The sequence below is a fragment of the Halomonas binhaiensis genome, from assembly GCF_008329985.2.
In the GTDB taxonomy this organism is placed as follows: Bacteria; Pseudomonadota; Gammaproteobacteria; order Pseudomonadales; family Halomonadaceae; genus Halomonas; species Halomonas binhaiensis.
This window is the reverse complement of record NZ_CP038437.2, coordinates 3486676-3507742: the sequence shown is the minus strand read 5'-3', so window position 1 is coordinate 3507742 and position 21067 is coordinate 3486676. Positions and strand designations below refer to the sequence as shown.

The window sequence follows — 21067 nt, the reverse complement described above, 5'->3', positions numbered from 1 at the left end:
CGCTTTCCTTACCTTACGACACTTTTCCTGCCTTCCGATCCTTGCAGTTCCCACCGCCCTCACCTCTGGCGAGGGCGGTGGATGAATCAGCGCCGGGCTCCCTTGGCGGTCAAGGCGACGCCGATCACCGTGAGGGCCATGCCAGCGAGGGATGCGAGTGGCAGACTTTCATCGAACAACCACCAGGCTTCCAGAGCGGTGACAGGAGGAACGAGATAGAAAAGACTGGCCACCCGAGAGGCTTCTCCGCTCTTGATCAGCAGCATCAGCAGAACGATGGCAGCGATGGAAAGCACGAGGACCAACCAGGCCAGGGTAAGGACAAAGGTCGTTGACCAGGTGATCTCGCGGGACTCAAACAACAGACTGCCGAGTCCAAATACGACCAGCGCTCCGAGATACTGCACGATGGTGCCTCCGAGCAAGGGCATACCTGTGCAGTAGCGCTTCTGATATAGCGTACCTAGGGTGATGCCTGCCAGGGCGACCATGACACAGGCCAGTGCTGGCCAGCCAAAGTCATGGAAGGAAAGGGCCGTAAGATCCATCTTGCCACCCAACACCAGGACGACGCCCATCAGCCCGAGCACCAGTCCAGACCACTGCAATATTGACAGGCGCTCATTCAGTAGCGGTCCCGCCAGAGCGGCAGTGACCAATGGCTGCAATCCCACTAGAAGTGATGCCAGGCCGGCAGGCATTCCAAGGTAAATGCCATAGAACACCCCTCCCAGATAGGCACCATGCACCAGGCAGCCGGAGACAGCGACATGTCCCCACAGGTGCGGGCCTTGGGGCCATTTCATGCGCATCAGTAATACCATGGGCACTAGAATGGCGATGGTGGCCAGTACACGCAGAGCAAGAAAGGTGAAAGGCTCTGCATAAGGAAGGCCGAACTTTGCCCCGATGAACCCGGTGCTCCATAGCAGAACGAAGAGAATGGGCATCGCGCCCAGCAGAAATGGGGGGCGGTGCTCCTGTGTCATGAGCGTTCCTGTTCCTTGGTCATGAGTTTTCCTTGGTCATGATCGTTCCTGAGCCATGAAAGTCGTGCTTTATCATCCGTGAACCGATAGGGATCAGGATGCCTATGATGGCGCGCCCAACCCTTGGCTGCCAAGAGAAAAGTCATACTTTCTATACGGCTTATCTGTCCGGGACCGGCAGGCTTTCGTTACCTCCATGCACACTGTGAAGCGTTCTCCATGGATGGGCAGTGAGTACAGACTTTGTCTGTACTGCATATATTTGGCTTTCTCATTGAAGGAAAAGAGATGGTCGGGATAGCGCCCATTTTTAGTGCATCACGTTTCCATGTGATGGAATTGACAGGGAAAAATGATAAGTGAAGTGTCGCCATTTGGAGGCACCCTGCTTGCACTTGGTAACACGAAAGTTGGGAACCCTTGGTAAAAACATGACGTCACACTATGCGAGCGATTGACGAACACATTGCCGAGATAACGATTCCCTGGAGGTTGATATGCAACGATTGACGACAGTAATTTCTGCTACTCTGCTGTCCGCTGCTTTGGCAAGTACGACTGCTAACGCTCTGGAAATCGGCAGTGATACTTCTGCTGATGTCGGTGTCGGGACAAGCGCCGGTGGTGCGGATGTCTCTGCGCAAACCAGTGCTGGCGCATCCACCCAAGGTGGGGTGGGCAGTGCACTGCAGTCCGGTGCTGATGCGGCAATGGATGCAGGTTCCAGCGCCGTCGACAGTGTAGGCTCGACAGTGGAGTCCGGTGCCGATGCTGCCATGGATGCGGGTTCCAGTGCCGTTGATGGTGTAAGCTCCGCGGTCGAGTCCGGCACTGATGCGGCCATGGGTACCAGCAGCACGACTGAAGCGGGTGCAGGCACATCCATGGAAGGTTCTATGAACAGCAGTGATATGGCTGCTGGCGCCAGCACTTCTGCAGGCGTTGATGCTGCAGCAACCCAGGATTTCAGCGATGAGGATCTGCAGAAGTTTGCCGATGCCTCCAGTGAAGTTGCTGGCATTACCCAGGACTACTCTCAGCAGCTACAGGCTGAAACGGATGTCGAGGCCCAGCAGGCCCTGCAGGTTGAAGCCAACCAGAAGATTTCTGAAGCGGTACAGAGCAGTGGTTTGGATGTAAATACCTTCAATTCCATCGGCATGGCCGTGCAGCAGGACCCTGAGCTGCTGCAGCGTGTGCAGTCAATGGTTCAGCGCTGATCATCACCGCCTTGTCCTGGAGACTCATGAGCTGTATCGCTTGAGTTTCCGCGATCATTGTCTCCAGGACCATCTCCGGTGCCATCGGTACCATTTCAAGTGCTAGCTTCCAGTACTATTTGAAGTTCTACCCCGAAAGCTATCCTCAGGAAGCCTTTCAAGTTCCATTCCTGAGGCCATGCCCCGCCGGCGGTGCCAGCGGGTGTACATAGCTCGATTGCCATGTATCAACATCTTTGCCTATGGTCATGTGGCACACTCCATGAAAGTCGCAATTCAAGGCCACTTTTTGAGTTTTGTGACATGACGTTTGGAACCTAGGGCAGAAGTCGTCGTCTCATAGGACGAGCGATTGATGAACCTGAAACGAATCCATTGGAGGATTTCATGCAACGACTGACTTCACTGATCACTGCTGCTCTGCTGTCTGCGGGCCTGATGAGCGCCACTGCTCATGCTCAGGATGCATCCGCACCAGCTGATGCCCCAGCGGCAGCGCAGGCCCAGAACTTTGCCGATGAGGATCTGCAGAAGTTTGCTGATGCTTCTCAAGATATTTCTGCGATCTCGCAGGACTACACCCAGCGCCTGCAAGAAGCCGAAGGTCAGGAAGCTCAGCAGGATGTGCGTGTCGAAGCCAACCAGAAGATGGTTGAAGCAGTCCAGCAGAGTGGTCTGGAAGTGGATACCTTCAACTCCATCGGTCAGGCTATCCAGCAGGATCCTGAGATGATGAAGCGAGTTCAGGAAATGGCCGCTTCTACAGAGTAAGCGAGGCCCGGATCAGGGAGCCTCTTTCTTCGGGATACTCTCCTCGAGATAGATGTGGCGCTCTGATGTCACAAGGCCTTATGTGACTGTCCTTATGTGACTAAGGCCTCATGTGAACTGCAAAAGACCCCGTGAGCAGAGTGCTCACGGGGTTTTCTATGCCTGTTTGCCGGTAAGAGCGGCATGTAGAGAACTGCTTTACAGCCTGTCGATCGCCCCCCAGACTTTGGGGTAAAGCAGAGCAGGAAGGATGAGCATGCAAGCGGAGTTGCTGGAGATCAGTCAGCATCTGGGACGTTTCCCTCCTTTCGAGGGGCTTCCGGAAGCGCTTCTTGACGAGGTGGCCGCCCAGGTTCAGGTCAGCTATTTCAAGGCAGGCACCCAGATTCTTGAACTCGATGCAGAGAACCATGAGTTCGGTTATATCCGTAGTGGCGCCGTAGAAGTCACTCGGCGCAACGGTGGATTGTATGACCGTCTGGGCGAGGGCGATATCTTTGGCCATTTTGGACTGATGCGAAATCATCGGGTGCGTTTTCCTGCCAAGGCCATGGAAGACACCCTGGTCTACTTCATTCCCGAAGCGATGTTTCATCGTCTGTGTGATCTGGATGAAGACTTCGCCGACTTTGTTGAAGTGGATCGTCCGCGGCTGGAGAGCGCCGTGGAAAGCCGCAAGCGTGAAAATGACATGTTGGCGACGCGGGTACGCAAGCTGGTGACTTTTGCACCACTGATGGTGAAGGCCAGTGCCTCGGTGCAGCAGGCTGCATGCCAGATAAGTGATGCTCAAGGATCGGCGGTACTGGTACTTGATGAGCCGGGAGACAGGCCGCGCTATACCGTCGAAGATGACGAGGGAAAGCTGTGGCAGGTGGTCGGCATTCTCACCGACAGCGATTTCCGTACCCGTGTCGTTGCTGAAGGCTTATCGCCGGATACGGCTGTGAGCGAAATTGTCGAGCGCAAGCTTATTGCGATTCAGTCGGATGAGTCGGTGCAGGAAGCCATGTTGTGCATGTTGAGCAACAACATCCACCATTTGCCGGTGATGCAGCGTCGTTCTCCGGTAGGTATGCTGCATCTCTCTGACGTCGTTCGTCACGAGACGCAAAGCAGCCTGTATCTGGTCAACAGCATCTTCCATCAGACCAGCATCGAGTCCTTGGCCCAACTGGCTCCAGATGTCCATACCGCGGTAATTCGCATGGTTCATGATGGTGCCGACTCCCATATGATCGGTATGGCGCTGTCGGCCATTGGCCGCAGTTTCATGCGCCGCCTGCTCGAACTGGCCGAAGAGGAGCTAGGACCTCCCCCGGTGGCCTACTGTTTCATGGCTCTCGGGTCCATTGCGCGCAATGAGCAGACAGTCGTCACTGATCAGGACAATGCCCTGGTGTTGTCCGACGACTTCGACCCAGCGCTTCATGATGACTATTTCATGTTGATGGCCCGGCGTGTGAGCGATGGCCTGGCGGCTTGTGGTTATGCCTACTGCAAAGGCGACATCATGGCCACCAACCCACGTTGGCGGCAGCCCCTTTCCGTATGGAAGCGCTATTTCAGTGAATGGATCGAGCAGCCCTCGGCGGAGGGGTTGCTGCACAGCTCTATCTTCTTTGATCTGGACCCCGTGCAAGGCGAGGACTCACTGGTTGAAGCGCTGCAGGACCTGGTGTCCAGCATGGCACCACAACACCCGCGCTTTCTTGCTGCCATGGCGCGCAATGCCTTGGGGCGTAAGCCACCATTGGGCTTCTTCCGCACTTTTGTGATGGAAAAGGATGGCAAGCACAATAATTCGATCAATCTCAAGCGCCGAGGTACGGCGCCGATGGTAGACCTTATTCGTGTGCATGCCCTGGCTTGTGGTTCTCGTGCCCAGAACAGCTTTGAACGCCTTGATGATATCGATCGTACCCAGTTACTGGCTTCGGGCGTCAGTGATCAACTGCGTTATGCCATGGAGTTTCTGTCCATGTCGCGGATCCGCCATCAGGTCATCGATCTCGAGAATGAGCAGGAACCAGATAACAACATCGAACCGGAGAATGTCACCAGTGAGGAACGCCATCATCTCAAGGACGCTTTCCAGACGTTGAGTAATGCGCAGAAATTCCTCAAGTTCCGTTACCCCATGACCAGGTAAGGTAGAACTGATGCGTTTGCAGCGTTCCCGGAAAGTACCCGACTGGCATGAGTATCTCGCCTGTCGGCGTGAATCAACTGAACATGCCATTCTGGCGGATTTCTTTGCAGGTGCCGATCTTTCACCAGACCTGCTGATCAGCGAGGCACCGTTGATGGCGCTTGACCTGGAAACGACAGGGCTAGATCCCCGCAAGGCAGAGATTGTTTCCATTGGTCTGGTGCCGTTTTCACTGTCGCGCATTCACTTGCCAAAGCGTCGCTACTGGGTGGTACGCCCTCATCGCGTGCTTGAACCTGCTTCGGTGACGCTGCATCACATCACCCATGCGGATATACAAGGCGCTCCACGCATAGAAGAGGTGATGCCAGAGGTGCTCGAGATCATGACCGGGCATCTTCCGGTGGTGCATTACCGTCGAATTGAACGGCCTTTCCTCGACGTGGCGGCCCGCTCTACCTGGGGTGAGGAACTGAGCTTCCCGGTGATCGATACCATGTCGCTGGAAGCACGCATTCATCGCCAGTCCCTGGTGGCGCGTTTCAAGCGCTGGATCGGTCGTCCGCCAGCCTCCATTCGACTGCATGACAGCAGGCTGCGCTACGGGCTACCGCACTACCATGGCCATCATGCCGTGGTAGATTCCCTGGCCACTGCCGAATTGCTGCAAGCTCAGATTGCTGGTCATTACTCTCCTGATACTCCGATCAGCATGCTGTGGAGTTGAGCCATGAAGTAAAGGCTTGCTGAAAGAAAAACCTCCGCGGGGTGTCCGCGGAGGTTTTCGTATGAGTGTAGCGCTCTCTTGTCGGCTGACTTGCAGCCTTTGAGTGTCACACCGATTTTGGCTCGCTCATCAGCCCCTTGATGACGGTATAGCAGGCCACCATGAGAAGCAGGATGAAGGGGAAGCCGGTAGATACCGCAGCGGCTTGCAGGGCATCCAGGCCGCCGCCGAGGAGCAAGGCGATGGCGATGGCACCCTCGATGATGGCCCAGAAGACACGCTGTGGTTTCGGAGCGTCAACCTTGCCTCCAGCCGTGATGGAGTCAATCACCAGCGAACCGGAATCCGATGAGGTGATGAAGAACACGATGACCAGCACGATACCGATGAAGGAGGTGATGGTCGTCAGCGGAAGCTGACCCAGCATGGTGAACAGCTGCAGCTCCAGCGCCGCGTTTTGCACGCCCTCGAAGCCATCGGTGACGACCTGATTGATAGCGGTGCCGCCGAAAGCGGTCATCCACAGTACTGACACCAGTGTAGGAATCAGCAGTACGGCGATGAGGAATTCACGCACGGTGCGGCCACGGCTGACCCGGGCGATGAACATACCCACGAAAGGTGACCAGGAGACCCACCAGGCCCAGTAGAAGGCGGTCCAGCCTTGGCTGAAGTTGGCATCTTCTCGGCCGAAGGGATTGGAGAGAGCCGGGAGATCCTTCACATAGCTGAACAGATTGTCGAAGAAGCCAGTAGCAATAGCCAGTGTCGGGCCTACGGCGATGACGAAGGCCAGCAGCAGGAAGGCCAGCACCATATTGATCTCGGACAGACGTCTCACGCCCTTGTCCACCCCGGCAACCACGGAGAGCAGGGCGACTGCAGTAATACCGCAGATCAGCAATACCATGGTGGTATTGGTAGCGGGGGTATCGAACAGATAATTCAAGCCTGCTGTTGCCTGTGAGGCACCCAGGCCGAGGGATGTGGCCAGGCCAAACAGGGTGGCAAAAACGGCAAGGATATCGATGACATGACCCGGCCAGCCCCAGACACGCTCACCGAGGATCGGGTAGAACACCGAACGCATGGTCAGCGGCAAGCCCTTGTTGAAGGCAAAGATGGCCAGGGACAGGCCTACGATGGCATAGGTTGCCCAAGGGTGCAGGCCCCAGTGAAAGATGGTCGCCGCCATGCCCAGAGATATTGCTGCCGACTCATCACCCGCCGCACCGCCTAGCGGGGCCCAGTCGGTACGAACTCCACCTTCTACGGTAGTACCGGCGAGCGAGGTGGAAAAGTGAGTCATCGGCTCTGATACGCCGTAGAACATCAGGCCAATACCCATGCCGGCCGCGAACAGCATGGCGAACCAGCCGCTATAGCTGAAATCAGGCTTTGAGTGGGCGCCACCAATACGGACCTTGCCCAGCGGTGAGACGATCAATCCCAGGCAAACCAGCACGAAGACATTGCCGCCTAGCAGGAACACCCAGGTCAGGTGTGTCGTCAGCCAGTCACGTACACCGCCGAATAAAGAACCAACCTGCTGTTGCAGGGCGAGTGACAGGATGACGAAGACGAGAATTACCAGAGACGATATGGTGAAAACCTTGCCGTGCAGGTCAACATTCACCCCTAAAGTGCGGGTGGTGATATTGTCCTGACCAATGACGTAATCCGTGTCAATCAGGTTGGCAGGTCCTTCCGGGGCCGGGACACCCTCGCTGGTGCCCGGCGCCGTGCCGGACTCATCGGGCGCGTGCTTTTCCATTGAGTTACTCCCTTGCATTGTTTGAGTCTTTGTTTCTTCCAGTGTGGCAAGCCCCACGGGAAATGCCTCGTTGAATGGTCAACGAAGACAAGAGATTCGAGCAGTGAAAGCCAACCCACGGTTCTGCTTTCACTGCTCGATTCAGCTTTCGCTACTAAAGGGTAACATGGGTGACAAGCGGTCTGCGCGCCAGGGAAATATCAGCACAGGTCGGGTGGCGCCATCAGATAGTCACGAATAAAGTGATATTGCTGCTGCCTGACGAGGTCCAGCACAATCGTCATATCCAGATTGAGGCAGTCCTGAACGATGGGGTTGATATCATCATGCACGATTCGATTGCGCAGACCTATGGCCGCGTTCCAGGCATCAAGGTCTGATGTGTTGATCTGTCGATGCCTGGCCAGTGTTGCAAAGGCATCGTAGGCGGAAACGGGTACTGGTTGGCCGAGAGCCTTGAGCGTGTGTTTGGCTTTGCCAATGGCGTTCTCGGTTAATACCTGGAGAGCATGCAGCACACCATTCTGTTCCAGTTCAGAGAGCGTTGCTTCGTTGCGGAGGCGATCAGCGGCCTGGTCCAGAATCGTACTCTGATGAGCCGCTAATTGACGAGTCTCGGCCAGATAGAGATCAAGACGCATATTCCTGCTCCAGGTACCAGTGCTCAAGGTCTCTCCAAGTTCGCGTCAGAAAACGCATCCAAGGCAATTCATCTTCTCCTTTGAGCGGGATACCTTCTTCGGCTACTGCAGCCCGCATGGCGAGATTGGCACGTTGCAAGTCGATGAGGTCGAGCTGGGTGTCATCTACTTCAATGGCGGTAGCAAGGTGGCGGCGAAGTGTTTCCTGGCGAGCCAGTTGTGCCAGGACGGGAGGAGAGGAGTGCCATTGGACAGCAATATCCCAATCGCTGCCAGGGCGTGCTTGATTGGTTGCTTGACTGCCAATCAGTACAGCGAAATCGAGTTGCGGCTCTTTGGCCAGTACTCGTTTTAGTGCTGCAAGTGGTTGGTCGCTCACACCCACCTCCTTCACCAAGGAAACTTGATTATATGGCATTGTCGGTACTGACGGGGTAACTGGCAACTGAAGCCGATATCCAGGTCTCTTATCACGAGTACCTAGGGTGATGTTTCGGGCCGCAGACGCAATAGTCTTCCCGGATCGGCATCGGTCAGCAGGTAAATCGCGCCATCTGGACCCTGACGTACATCTCGGATACGGCCGACCTCGGCATCAAGTATCACTTCGTGTTCAATGACACGGCCTTCGCTCACCTGGAGGCGCACCAGACGTTCGCTGCGAAGCCCCCCCGCAAGCAGGTCTCCTTGCCACTGTGGAAACTGTTCGCTGGTCACGACGGCCAGTCCGGAAGGGGCGAAGCGACCTTCGAAGACATGTACAGGATCACGCATGCCGGGGGCGCTTTCGCGTCCAATGGGTTGGTTGGTGGCGTAGTCCCGCCCCAGGGTCACTTCAGGCCAGCCATAATTCTCTCCAGCAACGATGTGGTTGAGTTCGTCACCGGTACGTGGCCCATGTTCGGATGACCACAAGATACCATCGGGCGCCAAGGCCAGCCCCTGAGGATTACGATGCCCCATGGAGTACATCCCCGGGGCTGCATCGGGCAATGCAGAAGTGGACTGAGGCCTGCCCTGCTCATCCAGATGGATCAGGCTGCCAGCATGGTCGCCGGGATCCTGAGAGCGTGGCGGATCACCACGTTCACCGACGGATAATATCAATGTGCCATCCTCCAGCCATACCACGCGCCCTCCGTAGTGCTTTCCGGGGGTGGCTGGCTTGTTCTGCATGAACAGATGCTCCATGCGCCCAAGACGAGTGCCATCGAACCAGACCCTCGACAGGGTTGTCGCGTCGTATCGTCTATCGTCCGTGTCGGCAGGTTGCGCCCAACTGAAGTACAGCCAGTCATGCTCACCATCCCCGAATTGGGGGTGAAGGGTGAGGTCGAACAAGCCTCCTTGAGCGACCGCAGAGACCTCTGGCATGCCATCAAGCCGGCTCACCTTGCCCTGATCTACCAGAACCAGAGCACCGGAGCGTTCACTGACCAACAGACGACCGTCAGGAAGGAAGGTCATAGACCAGGGATAGGAGAGCTCATCGGCCACCACCTCCAGTTGCAAGGACAAGTCTCGAGTCTGGACGCTACCAAGAGCCAACTGGGCCTGGGCAGTTGGCGCAGCCAGGAACAGGGCCAGTATCAGCCATGTATGCGGTACCAGTACCTTGTGCTGGAATTCATGCGATAGCGACATGGTTGCCTCCCGGAGGTGGACAGGGGCTATATCACCAGAGCGATATCATCAGAGCCATCTTCAAAACTGGATGTTCAGCAACGATGTCATCAAAGTTGCATCAGGAATGCGAGCAGCGCCGGTAGATACAGCAGTGATAGCAGCGTGGAGCAGAATACCAGGCTGGCGACATAGGCTGGCTCACGCTTGGCTTTCTGGGCGAACAGATAATTGAACACGGCGACTGGCATGCTCATCTGCAATATCAATACCGACAGTGCCAGAGTCGGTAGTTCAAGCCAAGTGCCAATCCCCCAGGCGACAGCCACCACGAGAGGCAGGCGCACCAGACTGAAACCTACGCCTGATCTCAGGCTCTTGACCTGAATACTGGCCAGGGACACGCCCAGAGTAATCAGCATCAATGGCACGGTGAAGCCGGAAATCAGATCGACACTGTTGGCCAACCAGAGCGGCAGGTCGGTGTCAGTGAGCAGTAGCACCAGGGCAATGACGATGGCATACATCGTAGGTGTCTTGGCCAGGGACTTCAGTGGATTGCCACTGCTGGCCAGGATGGTCCCCAGAGTGAACTGAAACAGTGAGACCGTCACCATCACGGTGATGCCATAGGCAAATCCGGCCTGACCAAAGGCATATAGCACGACGGGTAGACCCATGTTGCCCGTGTTGGGGTACATGGTGGGGGCCAGCAGTACCCGCCAGTCCTTGCGCAATACCTTGGCCAACAGAAAGGCTACGCCGCCCATGCAGGTCAACACCAATGCCGTGGCTAGCATGGTTCGACCAAAACTGGACGCATCGATCTCGGCCGAGGAAAGGGAGGCAATGACTAGAGATGGAGTACCAATGTTGAACACCAGCCGGGTAACGAAGGCCACTGGGTAGTCCATGCCTCGTCGAACCCATATGAAGCCCAGTCCGGCACCGGTGATGACGGGGGCCATGACGGCAAAGAGTTCCGCGAGCATTCAGTGGCTCTCCTGTGATGAGGGCGGGGTAACGGTTTCCGGCTCAGGCGCCTGAGTCAGGCCGAGAGCATTGCGTGAACGCTCGGATTGCCATTCCAGGGACAGATGCAGGCGTGCGACCAGGCCGTGGATCAGATGGCGCTGATCCACAGCGATACGGGGGTCATCCTCCATCGTCGAGCATAGATGCTTGCCTTGTTCGAGAGAGGTGCTGGGAGGCAGGCCACGTACACTGGCCTGGTAGTCATCGGCCAATGCTTGAATGAAGGCGCGTGCCTCCTTGATGGTCGCAGCCGAGGCACTGTCCAGGCGCCGCCGAAGATTGAGGGCACCATAGCCGAGATCAAGTGCTGTCAGGCCGAGGCTGAACAGATAACGGCGGTTTTCCGGCATGAGGTCGTCATGACGCGCCAGGCGCAGCATACGATCGGCCATGGCCCCACCGAAGCGCGATTCGGCTTCATGAGGGCTCAGGTCTTTCAATGCACGCAGGTCATTCACCGTGGCCTTGACCAGCCTGTGCTTGCGGAAACCTGCAGGAAAGCCAGGCAGCAGGCGAAAGGCCATCACTACTGTACCAATGCCTATCAGTACGGCAATGGCCCGGTTGGCAAAGGTATCGAAGGTGAGGTCCATGCCATTGCCAGGCATGGTCAACAGGATATTGCCAATGGTGAAGGCCAGGCAGTAGCCGGCCAATTGAGGAGTGCCCGAGCCCAGTAGTCCAAGAAACAGAGGTGGCATCACGGCCAGAGCCAACATGGGAAATCCATGCGCAGAAGACAGCAGCACATGGCCGAAGATAAAGGCACTGGGGATGGCCACCAGTATGCCCTTGAGGAACATGCTGGCGACCACCACGGAATTGTCCCGGGTGGCGAACATGGCAGAGAATAATGTGCCGAGCATCATGGCCGTCTGGCCATTGTCCCAATTGGTCTGAACCCAGAACGTGGCAATCAGGGCAAATATCAGCCCTGATCGGCAGGCGTTGAGCAATGCTTCAAGATGGTCACGATGCCAGGCCAGGGCGGGGGCACGCAGCTTGCGGTCACCAGGGGTATGAATCGCTTCCCTGGCATCGAGGATCACGAGCGCATGCCCCAGAGCTTCGCGAAGACCCAGCGTCATACGACGGGGGATGTCATTCTGAGGTGAGTCGCTGGCAGCCTTGGCTTCCCATTCAATGCATCTTAGAGCTCTGTGTCGCAAGTCCTGTAGACGCTCACGGGCTTGTGCGGTCCCTTTGTGTTCGGCGCTTTGACGCAATCCATCGGCGATGTCATCGACCAACGCCCGAGTAGGTGCCGACAAGTGTTCGCCATAGGCACGCAGCAATTGTTGCAGAACTCTCAGAATGGCTAGCAGGCGTACTGTGCGCTGGGTCAGCACGTGGCTGGCACGAATACGGCCACTGCCTTCGGGGCCTTCGTAGCGAGCCGACTGGCTGTCCGATTCCAGTTGGTTGAGAGGCGTCAGGCTGGCGTTCAGGGTACGTTGGATCTCGGCGATATCCTCGCTGTTTTCCAATCGCAGACTGCCATGGAGAAAGGCATTGTTGACGACTTCATTGGCCAGCCCGGTCAAGTGGTCACGTACCTGTATGGGCCATAGCAATGAACTGACCAGCGTGGCGCACAATGCCCCCAGTGATAGTTCGGTCAGGCGTGCCACGGCGACATCGAACAGTTGGCCCGGCGCACCGGCCGTGATGATCACGATCAGCATGGCGGTCACCGCAGCAATGATGCAGCCATAAGAGGCATTGTTGCGAGTCAGGCTGGCGGCATAAGTACACAGCATGATCCAGAGCGTAAGGCTGGCCAGGGCAGGAAAGGGGGCCTGGACGAAGAATGCCATGATCGCGATGCCAGCCAGGCAACCTACCACGGTACCCACCAGCTGGCTCAGACCCTTTTCGAACACCATGCCGGTCATGGGCCGGGTTTGCAGGAAGGCTGCAGAGATCAGTGCCCAATAGGGGCGTTCCAGATCACATGCCAGGGCAATGAACAATGCCAGCAGCATGGCCAGGGTTGCCTTGATGGCGAACTTGACCGCACTGGAAGGAGGCGTCACATAAGCCTGCCACCATATGGACATACGGGCTTACTCTGTCTCTGCTTGTTCAGTGGTGGGCTCGACGCGTACCGTCGCTGTCATGCCCGCGCTCAGGTCAATGCTCTTGGGAAATTCGTCTAGAGCGATGCGCACTGGAATACGTTGTGCCAATCGTACCCAACTGAACGTCGGCTGAACCTGGGGCAACAATTGATTGTTGGGGGTGGTGTTATCGTTGGCGATGCCGTAGCCGATGCTTTCGACATGACCATCGAGTTCGATATTGCCACTCATCAGGATCACCTTGGCGGGATCGCCCTGCTTGAAGGCCGGACGCTTGGTCTCTTCGAAATAGGCTGTGACATAGAAAGAGTCCTTGCGCACCAGGGCCATGACCGGGGTGCCTCGGGTGACGTAATTCCCCTGGACCAGTTGCAGGTTGAGCAGGTTACCATCCGCAGGGGCCCTGACTTCCACGCGTGACAAATCAAGCTGAGCGCTGGTCAGGTCACTCTGGGCTTCCTCCAGTGAGGCTGCTGCAACATGGCTGTCGATCGTGGCGGTTTCCCGGTCTTCCACGCTGATCGCTCGATTGCTCAAGCGTTGGCGCCGGGATGCTTCATGTTGTGCTAATTCCAACTGTGCCGAACGTTGGTTGACGATGGCCTTGGCCTTGTCCACTGCGGCTTCATAGCGTGCTGGATCAATGCGGAACAGAAGATCTCCAGCCTGCACTTCCTGATTGTCCGTAATAGGAAGATCCAATACCCAACCGGATACATCCGGGGCAATGGTGATGACATCGGCACCGACACGGGCATCCCGCGTCCAGGGGGAATAGAGGTAGTAGCGCCATAACCACATGCCGGCGGCAACGGCTGCGGCGACAATCAGCAGGGTGATGATCAGGCGAAAGGCTTGGCGCATTCAGGCGGCTCCAGTAGCAGTGGCACCAAACCAGGCGGTAGCAGCGGTGCACAGGACAAACAAGGAAGCATCCACCCAGGCCTGATACCACAGACGTCGGGAGCCGAGCAGGCGATGGACGAGAAAACGGATGATGATGGTGGCGGTGAGCCCCACCAGTGCATAGAGCAGCAAGGGGCTGTAATAGATGCCACCAAGCGCGTATTCCTTTAGCGCCATGCCACCTCCGCAGGTCCCTGGGCATTGGAAAGAATTCGAGGGATATACCTGATAGGGTAGCAAATTACGCTTTCCCATATCACTAGACACGATTCATCACTTTCGCTTTTGCATGATCGATATGCAGGTTCAAGCGGATGTGGCCTGCCTTCGCTACTTTCGACCAACTGCCAGGAATGCTTGGTGCTTTGATGCTGCCATAGCGCCGCTGGTCAGGCGCTTTCTTGCTGTGCAGCGTTCTTCTTTGGAGTGCGGTGATTGGCCGAAGCTGCCCAGGCGGCGGGGCGGGCCTGGCGTAGATGCGAGAGCAGGGCACTGATCTTGCGCGGGTGATGACCAAAGCCGTAGATCAATGTCACCGGCAGGGCGTTTGGTGACCAGTCTGCCAGGCAACGCTCCAATTGCCCGGGGTGAGCGACATTGCGTGCAGCAACCTGCCAGCAGGGCAGCAATCCCAGTCCACGGCCTCTGGCAATGGCGTCGATATGCAGTGCAGGTTGGTCGACGCGAAAACGCGAGCTGGGCGGCTGGAAGTGCTCCTGGCGGCCATCCACATGGTAGAGGTTGATACCGCCATGAGTGGCGCCCATCAGGTCGACCCAGGAATGTCGGGCCAGGTCTGCTGGTTCCCGGGGGGCACCATGTTGCGCCAGGTAGTCGGGATGGGCATAGATGCCAAGTTTCAGGCTGCCGATTTCTTCGTGTCGCAACCCTGACTCGGGAATCTTGCCCAGCCATACACAGACGCCCGGAAATTCAGGATCCTGGGCGGGTTTTTCCCCAGTGCGCAGGGTGATGCGGATACCTGGATGCTGTTCCAGGAAATCTTCCATGGCACGTCCTAGCCAGGCCCGGGTGAGTGTCCTGTGGGCCTCGACGACAATATCTCCGCTGACTTCTTCACGCAGTGAGTCCAGATCACGCTGGCCACGCTGGGCAAGGTCGAGAATCTGACGGCTGATGGCGTAGTAGCGTCTACCAGCCTCGGTCGGCAGAAGCTGGTTGGCCTGACGCTTGAGCAGTGGCTGTCCAAGGCCGGCTTCGAGCTGGCTGATACGCCGGCTCAGCGTGGACTTGGCCAGCCCCAGTTCAGCAGCACTCTGCGTCAGACTGCCTGTTTCCATCACGCGATTGAAGGCATGCAGAGCATTGAGATCAGGCATGAGCCAAGGCCTCCTGTGGCATCGTCATGTGCTGGGAGCAATGAATGGGAGAGAGCAAGTATAACATTTGCGCATGTTAATGATTAGCGTTCTGATGAATTTGCCCCAATCTTATCGACTTATCCTCAATGCCATTTCCCTAACCCTGTTTTCATCCGCCTATTTCCACTGTCAGACACCACGCTCCACTGTCATACGCCACGACGGTATTCCTTTCTAGACAGTATTCCCTCTCTGGACAGTATTCCCTCTCTGGAGGATGACTGGACGTGTTGCGAGATACGCAACGCTACGTACAAGGACATGAGGGAACTTTTTAGTAACAATGCTAATGAGAAATATTAGTATTTGTAATTGCTCCTCGTAAACTATCCCAGCGACCGTCAGAAGTCGCAGGCGTGGAGCACTATTCCCTCGCAAGGAGATCATTACCTCATGTCGCGTTTATCGCCTCTCCCCTGGGCCAAAGGAGCATTACTGTCGATGGCAGGTGCTTCTGTCGTGACACCTTCCCTGGCTCAGGAAGCCCAGGAACTTGAAGACATGGTCGTGACCGCTTCCGGTTTCGATCAGCAGATCATCGACGCGCCAGCATCGATCAGTGTGATCACTCGGGAAGATATCGAGAAGCGCTTTTATACCGATATCACCGATGCCCTGCGTGATGTTCCTGGTGTCATCATAACCGGTGGGGGAGGTGGTGATGGCGGGACGGATATCAGCATGCGTGGCATGCCGTCTCAATACACCCTGATCCTGGTCGATGGCCGTCCCATGAGTACCCGTGAATCCCGCCCCAACGGCAGTGCGGGCTTTGAACAGGACTGGCTGCCCCCGTTGCAGGCCATCGAGCGTATCGAGGTCGTGCGTGGCCCCATGTCGACGTTGTATGGCTCTGATGCCATAGGGGGGGTGATCAATGTCATCACCCGCAAGGTCGACAAGCAGTGGAGTGGCAATCTGCAGCTTGACACCGTAGTGCAGGAAGACAGTGCTTCGGGCAATAGCCATCAAGCCAATTTCTACGCTTCCGGACCGGTGATCGAGAACCTGCTGGGCCTGACTGTCTACGGGCGTGCTTTCCATCGTGATGAAGATGACATCACCAATGGCTACGAAGACAAGGACCTCGGCAGCCTGACCGCACGCCTGACCCTGACGCCGAACGCCAAGCATGACTTTTCCCTGGAAGCAGGCAAGACGTCCGAAGAGCGTGAGTCACTGATGGGCAAGTCGGCACCATCAGAAGGATGTCGTGGCGGCTGCACCGACAGCTTCAATGAATTTACTTATGAGCATGTGGCTCTGAGCCACACGGGGCACTGGGCGATCGGTACCAGCGAAACTTTCATCCAAAGGGAAGAGGCCGACAACAAGTCCCGGGACATGCAGATCAGCAATACCACAGCCAAGAGCAGCCTGGTGATGCCGCTGGGTGATCACATGGTCACGATCGGGGCCAGCTTCGAAGAAGAAGAGCTGAATGACAGCACGTCCAACCAGTTGTCGGATCAGGATCGTATTCGCAACAGCAGCCTGGCGCTCTTCGCAGAGGACGAGTGGTGGTTGACCGATGACTGGTCGGTCACTGGTGGTGTAAGGGTGGATGATGACGAGAACTATGGCAGTCAGGTCAGCCCGCGTCTCTACAGCATCTGGCATATGACGCCGACCTGGACACTGAAGGGAGGTGTATCCACGGGTTATCGGGCACCGAGCCTGCGCGAAATCACGCCGGGCTGGGGGCAGACCAGTCGGGGTGGCGATGTCTATGGCAACCCGGATCTCGAGCCGGAGACCTCGTTGAACAAGGAACTGGGGCTACTGTATAACGCCGCCAATGGCTTCTCTGCCAGTGCCACGCTGTTCCATAACGACTTCGAAGACAAGATCACCCGTGTTGCCTGTCCGGCGTCCATCTGTCCCGGAGGCCCCAACAGCTTCGGTTCCGACCCGACCACACGTATCAACGTCGATGAAGCCGTGACCCAGGGCATCGAGTTGTCTCTGTCTTCTCCGATTGGAGAGTCCCTGGAGCTGGGTGCCAGCTACACCTATACCGACTCTGAGCAGAAAAGCGGTGAATACAAAGGCGAACCCTTGACGCAACTGCCCAAGCACCAGATTTCGGCGACGCTGGACTGGGACGTCAATGACAGGCTTTCCCAGTGGACACGGGTCACCTATCGCGGCAAGGAAAGCAACCCGACCACGGGACCGTCATCCAGCACTATTACGGCACCTTCCTACACCTTCGTCGATACCGGCGTTGGCTACCAACTGACCAACAACGCCCAGGTCAAGGTCGGCATCTATAACCTGTTCGACGAAGACATCACCTATGACGAGTATGGCTATGTCGATGATGGACGGCGTTATTGGTTGGGGTTGAATGTGGCTTTCTAGGGTAACCCGGAAGTACTCGGCCCATTCATGTTCTCCGGGCTGTTTTTCACGCAATGTCGAACGATTTGTTCGACATTGCGTGACGAGAAGTTAAGGCTTTTGTTAGTACGACTCATTATTATCTTCTGCCGGTGTCCCAAACGGATGCCGGGTTGAAAGGATGTCATTCATGATGATTGCACGCCGTCTTTCCGTTGGCGCTGGGGGCAAGACCCTTGGCCTGTTGAGCGCCTCACTTGTGGCTTTGGGCCTGTCTCTGAACGTTCAGGCCCGTACTCTCGATACCGCCTATGGCGAGGTCGAGGTCAACGATGACCCGGAACGTGTCGTGACCTTGTATGAAGGCGCACTGGATACAGCACTTGTCGCAGGTGTCACACCTCTCGGTGCCGTGGCCACGCGCGGCGGGCAAAGTGTTGCCAACTACCTGCAAGATGAAGTGCCGGATATTCACATCGTGGGGCTGGTGTCTGAACTCAATATCGAGCAGATCGTTGCCCTGCAGCCGGATCTGATCCTGGCCTCTTCGCGCTTGCCCAGGGAACAGTACGAATTGCTGTCCCAACTGGCGCCGACGGTGGTGCCGAACACCCAGGGTCTAGCTCCGGATGCCTGGAAAGGGGAAGCGCGATTGTTCGGCGATGCCCTGGGCCAGCGCGACAAGGTTGAAGAGGCAATCACTGCGGTGGATGAACGGGCCGCGGAGCTGCAAGACAAGGTCGCGGCGGCCGGGCCGACAGGTACTCACCTGGTGCGCTGGATGCCACGAGGCCCGTTGGTGATGTCGACGCGGCTGTTCTCGACCGGTCTGCTCAGTGCCGCTGGCTTTGATGTCAGTGATGAAGGGCTGGTCAAACAGGGGCGCCCGCATAGTGATCCACTGAGTCTCGAGGCCCTGTCACAGATCGACGGCGATTGGCTTTTCCTTGCCACGCTCAATGAGGATGGTGAACAAGCGTTGGCAACGGCCAAGGAAAGCGACGCTTTTAGACGCCTGAGCGTGGTCGAGAATGACCGGGTGGTGCCTGTGGATGGTCAATTGTGGACCAGCGCTTCCGGGCCCATGGCGGCCCAGGCAGTGCTCGATGACATTGCCAGCGCAATCGAAGGCGCTTCTCAGCCGTGATGAGTGCGATGTTATGAGCACGATATTATGAGTACGTCGGTCTGTGATATCCGCCGCCCAATGTGGGCGGCGGTCGTATTGCTGCTGGTCGCGATCCTGCTGAGCCTGGTCATTGGTGCAGGCGATGTCGGCATTCTGCGTTCCTTGTCGGTCCTGGCTGGCGGCCAGGATGTTGATGGCCGTTTCATGGTCTGGGAGCTGCGTCTGCCGCGGACTCTGGTCGGCATCGTCGTTGGCGCGGCGCTGGGGGTGTCGGGAGCATTGCTGCAAGTGGTTTCACGTAACCCTCTCGCTGAACCCGGTCTGCTTGGGGTGAGTGCAGGTAGTGCCTTGGCGGTGGCGATCGCATTATCGCTGGGGGTGAGCATGCTGGAGCTGCGCATCGGTGTCGCCCAACTCGGAGCCTTGCTGGGTTGCCTATGTGTGCTGGGTGTCGCGCGCGTACGTGGGCTGGGGAGTGACCCGGTGCGCCTGGTACTGGCAGGTGCCGCGTTTTATGCCTTGTTGTCAGCGGTGACATCGTTGCTGTTGATGATGGACCGTCGTACTGCCGACGAGATTCGCTTCTGGGTGGTTGGCAGCCTGTCCGGTCGCCGCCTGGACGACCTGGCGGCGGTATTGCCTAGCCTGTGCATCGCGGCCCTGGTCCTGCTCATGCTGGTCCGGCCCATGGCCAGCCTGACTCTGGGAGAGCGGGCCAGTGCGGGGCTCGGCCATCATCCAGGAAGATTGCGCCTGCTGGCGATATTGATTGTGGCCTTGTTGGTTGGTGGTGCCACGGCGGTAGCCGGTCCCATTGTCTTCGTGGGGTTGGTGGTACCGTTCGTTGCTCGGGCTCTGGGCGGACCGGAACTGCGTCGTACGTTATGGCTGTGCTTGCCGCTGGGACCGTTGCTGGTACTCAGCGCAGATGTACTGTCGCGAGTGCTGGTGGCGCCTTCCGAGCTGCCTATTGGCGTACTTACCGCCATATGCGGAGCACCGGTATTGATTGCGGTCGTGCGGGCGCGGCGACTACCGACCCTATGAACATTTCTCTGTGAACACCAGCATGTCCTTACGTACTCAATCCTCAGGTGCTCAATCTTCAAGTGCTCAATTTTCAAGTGCTCAAGTCGCAGAGCCTGTCATGGCTTCCGATATGGAAGAAGAGAAAATAAAAACGCTAGCAAAGGGAGTGGAGAGGATAACTGTCGCTTCCTCTTCAGCCGTGAAAGTGCCTTCAGGTGCCTGGCTGATTCGCATTGGCGAGATGAGTGTCCTGATCGAACGTCGCAGCATGGCCGCTGCCTGTGGCCTGGGTATCGCGCTGCTGCTGACCTGTGTGGCTTATCTATGCGTCGGCAGCTTGCAGGTTACCCCTGGAGAGCTATGGCAGGTGATGAGTGGGGAAGGTAATGCCATGGCGGAGTTCGTGGTCGGCCAGTTGCGCTTGCCTCGCCTGGCAGCTGCCATTGCCACCGGCGCTGCTTTCGCCCTGGCGGGGTGCCTGATGCAGACCCTGGCACGTAATCGCCTGGCGACGCCAGGCATCATCGGTATCGACAACGGTGCGACAGCGTTTGCAGTGGCATCCGTGGTGGCAACAGGCTTGAGTCTTGCGCCTTCAGCCATGGCGCTTGCCGGTGCGGCGACAGCAGCCGCATTGACCTTTGGCCTGTCACTGGGAGGCGGCGCGAGAGGCTACCGTTTCATCGTTGCAGGTATCGGTGTCGGGGCAGTATTTGCTGCCATTACCCAATTGATGCTGTCGCGTACGGATGTTGATCTGGCCAATGCGGCCTACCCATGGACGGTAGGGAGTCTCAACAGCCGACCGGCCGGCGCGACCTGGATACTGGTGTTGGGGCTGATCGTGGGTATTCCACTGTCTCTGTGGCTGGCACGTTCTCTCAGCCTGATGCGCTTTTCCGATGCAGTAGCCTCTGGCCTGGGCGTGGCGCTCAGACAGCGGCGCACCCAGGTGCTTGGCACGTCTGTCATGCTGACAGCACTCGCTGTCGCCGTGGCAGGACCGGTGGGAATGGTCGGGCTGATTGGTCCGGAAATTGCCCGCCACCTGAGTTCGCCTCGTCGAGTCCCTATCGTGGCGACCTGTCTGGCTGGTGCTCTGGTCATGGTGCTGGCCGACCTGCTGGGGCGAGTCATGCTGGCTCCGCTGGAGTTACCAGTGGGGATCGTCACGGCAGTGATTGGTGGGCCGTGGCTGATATGGATACTGGTGCGTCCATCGTCGCGCTGCGCTGCAGGTTGCCGATGATGACACTTCAATACAG

Annotated in this window: 18 protein-coding genes; 8 read left to right on the top strand and 10 right to left on the bottom strand. The window is 57.3% G+C overall.

Features of this window, described 5'->3' with window-relative positions; genetic code table 11:
* Positions 1 to 86: 86 nt before the first annotated feature.
* Positions 87 to 989, bottom strand: a complete 903-nt coding sequence (locus tag E4T21_RS15340; RefSeq protein WP_149285882.1) for a DMT family transporter — start codon at positions 987 to 989, stop codon at positions 87 to 89.
* A gap of 497 nt (positions 990 to 1486) precedes the next feature.
* Between E4T21_RS15340 and E4T21_RS21495 the strand changes: the two genes are divergently transcribed.
* From E4T21_RS21495 to E4T21_RS15320, 4 genes are all read left to right on the top strand, one after another.
* Positions 1487 to 2209 carry a DUF4168 domain-containing protein gene (locus tag E4T21_RS21495; protein ID WP_240349175.1) on the top strand — a complete coding sequence of 241 codons (723 nt, stop codon included), beginning with the start codon at positions 1487 to 1489 and terminating at the stop codon, positions 2207 to 2209.
* Positions 2210 to 2596: 387 nt separating this feature from the next.
* Positions 2597 to 2980 carry a DUF4168 domain-containing protein gene (locus tag E4T21_RS15330; protein ID WP_149285881.1) on the top strand — a complete coding sequence of 128 codons (384 nt, stop codon included), beginning with the start codon at positions 2597 to 2599 and terminating at the stop codon, positions 2978 to 2980.
* A 256-nt stretch (positions 2981 to 3236) separates the two neighbouring features.
* The gene (locus tag E4T21_RS15325) at positions 3237 to 5132 is read left to right on the top strand and encodes a DUF294 nucleotidyltransferase-like domain-containing protein (protein WP_149285880.1); all 1896 of its coding nucleotides are present in this window, start codon (positions 3237 to 3239) and stop codon (positions 5130 to 5132) included.
* A gap of 10 nt (positions 5133 to 5142) precedes the next feature.
* Positions 5143 to 5859 carry a 3'-5' exonuclease gene (locus tag E4T21_RS15320; RefSeq protein WP_149285879.1) on the top strand — a complete coding sequence of 239 codons (717 nt, stop codon included), beginning with the start codon at positions 5143 to 5145 and terminating at the stop codon, positions 5857 to 5859.
* A 106-nt stretch (positions 5860 to 5965) separates the two neighbouring features.
* On the opposite strand, the gene E4T21_RS15315 is transcribed toward E4T21_RS15320, so the two are convergent.
* The 9 genes from E4T21_RS15315 to E4T21_RS15275 all read right to left on the bottom strand — a co-directional run bounded on the left by E4T21_RS15315 (position 5966) and on the right by E4T21_RS15275 (position 15259).
* A complete protein-coding gene (locus tag E4T21_RS15315) occupies positions 5966 to 7633 on the bottom strand; it encodes a BCCT family transporter (protein WP_149285878.1) in 1668 nt (555 codons plus the stop codon).
* A 200-nt stretch (positions 7634 to 7833) separates the two neighbouring features.
* Complete coding sequence (locus E4T21_RS15310; RefSeq protein WP_149285877.1) at positions 7834 to 8274, bottom strand: DUF86 domain-containing protein; 441 nt, start codon at positions 8272 to 8274, stop codon at positions 7834 to 7836.
* A complete protein-coding gene (gene mntA, locus E4T21_RS15305) occupies positions 8264 to 8653 on the bottom strand; it encodes a type VII toxin-antitoxin system MntA family adenylyltransferase antitoxin (RefSeq protein WP_240349174.1) in 390 nt (129 codons plus the stop codon). The genes E4T21_RS15310 and mntA overlap by 11 nt, the downstream gene beginning before the upstream one ends.
* A 101-nt stretch (positions 8654 to 8754) precedes the next feature.
* Positions 8755 to 9918, bottom strand: a complete 1164-nt coding sequence (locus tag E4T21_RS15300; protein WP_149285875.1) for a PQQ-dependent sugar dehydrogenase — start codon at positions 9916 to 9918, stop codon at positions 8755 to 8757.
* 89 nt (positions 9919 to 10007) lie between these two features.
* Positions 10008 to 10889: an AEC family transporter gene (locus E4T21_RS15295; protein WP_149285874.1), complete on the bottom strand. Its 882-nt coding sequence runs from the start codon at positions 10887 to 10889 to the stop codon at positions 10008 to 10010.
* The gene (locus E4T21_RS15290; protein ID WP_149285873.1) at positions 10890 to 12992 is read right to left on the bottom strand and encodes an FUSC family protein; all 2103 of its coding nucleotides are present in this window, start codon (positions 12990 to 12992) and stop codon (positions 10890 to 10892) included. It abuts the gene before it with no gap.
* A 6-nt stretch (positions 12993 to 12998) separates the two neighbouring features.
* Positions 12999 to 13877, bottom strand: a complete 879-nt coding sequence (locus E4T21_RS15285; RefSeq protein WP_149285872.1) for an efflux RND transporter periplasmic adaptor subunit — start codon at positions 13875 to 13877, stop codon at positions 12999 to 13001.
* The gene (locus E4T21_RS15280) at positions 13878 to 14096 is read right to left on the bottom strand and encodes a DUF1656 domain-containing protein (protein ID WP_149285871.1); all 219 of its coding nucleotides are present in this window, start codon (positions 14094 to 14096) and stop codon (positions 13878 to 13880) included.
* Between the two features lie 212 nt (positions 14097 to 14308).
* The gene (locus tag E4T21_RS15275; protein WP_149285870.1) at positions 14309 to 15259 is read right to left on the bottom strand and encodes a LysR family transcriptional regulator; all 951 of its coding nucleotides are present in this window, start codon (positions 15257 to 15259) and stop codon (positions 14309 to 14311) included.
* A gap of 435 nt (positions 15260 to 15694) precedes the next feature.
* On the opposite strand from E4T21_RS15275, the gene E4T21_RS15270 reads away from it, so the two are divergent.
* The 4 genes from E4T21_RS15270 to E4T21_RS15255 all read left to right on the top strand — a co-directional run bounded on the left by E4T21_RS15270 (position 15695) and on the right by E4T21_RS15255 (position 21051).
* Complete coding sequence (locus E4T21_RS15270) at positions 15695 to 17665, top strand: ligand-gated channel protein (RefSeq protein ID WP_149285869.1); 1971 nt, start codon at positions 15695 to 15697, stop codon at positions 17663 to 17665.
* 169 nt (positions 17666 to 17834) lie between these two features.
* On the top strand, positions 17835 to 18791 hold the full coding sequence (locus E4T21_RS15265) for an ABC transporter substrate-binding protein (RefSeq protein ID WP_240349173.1): 957 nt from the start codon (positions 17835 to 17837) through the stop codon (positions 18789 to 18791).
* Between the two features lie 27 nt (positions 18792 to 18818).
* Positions 18819 to 19820, top strand: a complete 1002-nt coding sequence (locus E4T21_RS15260) for a FecCD family ABC transporter permease (RefSeq protein WP_187775011.1) — start codon at positions 18819 to 18821, stop codon at positions 19818 to 19820.
* Between the two features lie 100 nt (positions 19821 to 19920).
* Positions 19921 to 21051, top strand: coding sequence for a FecCD family ABC transporter permease (locus E4T21_RS15255; RefSeq protein ID WP_240349172.1), 1131 nt, complete (start codon positions 19921 to 19923; stop codon positions 21049 to 21051).
* The last annotated feature ends 16 nt before the right edge of the window (positions 21052 to 21067 follow it).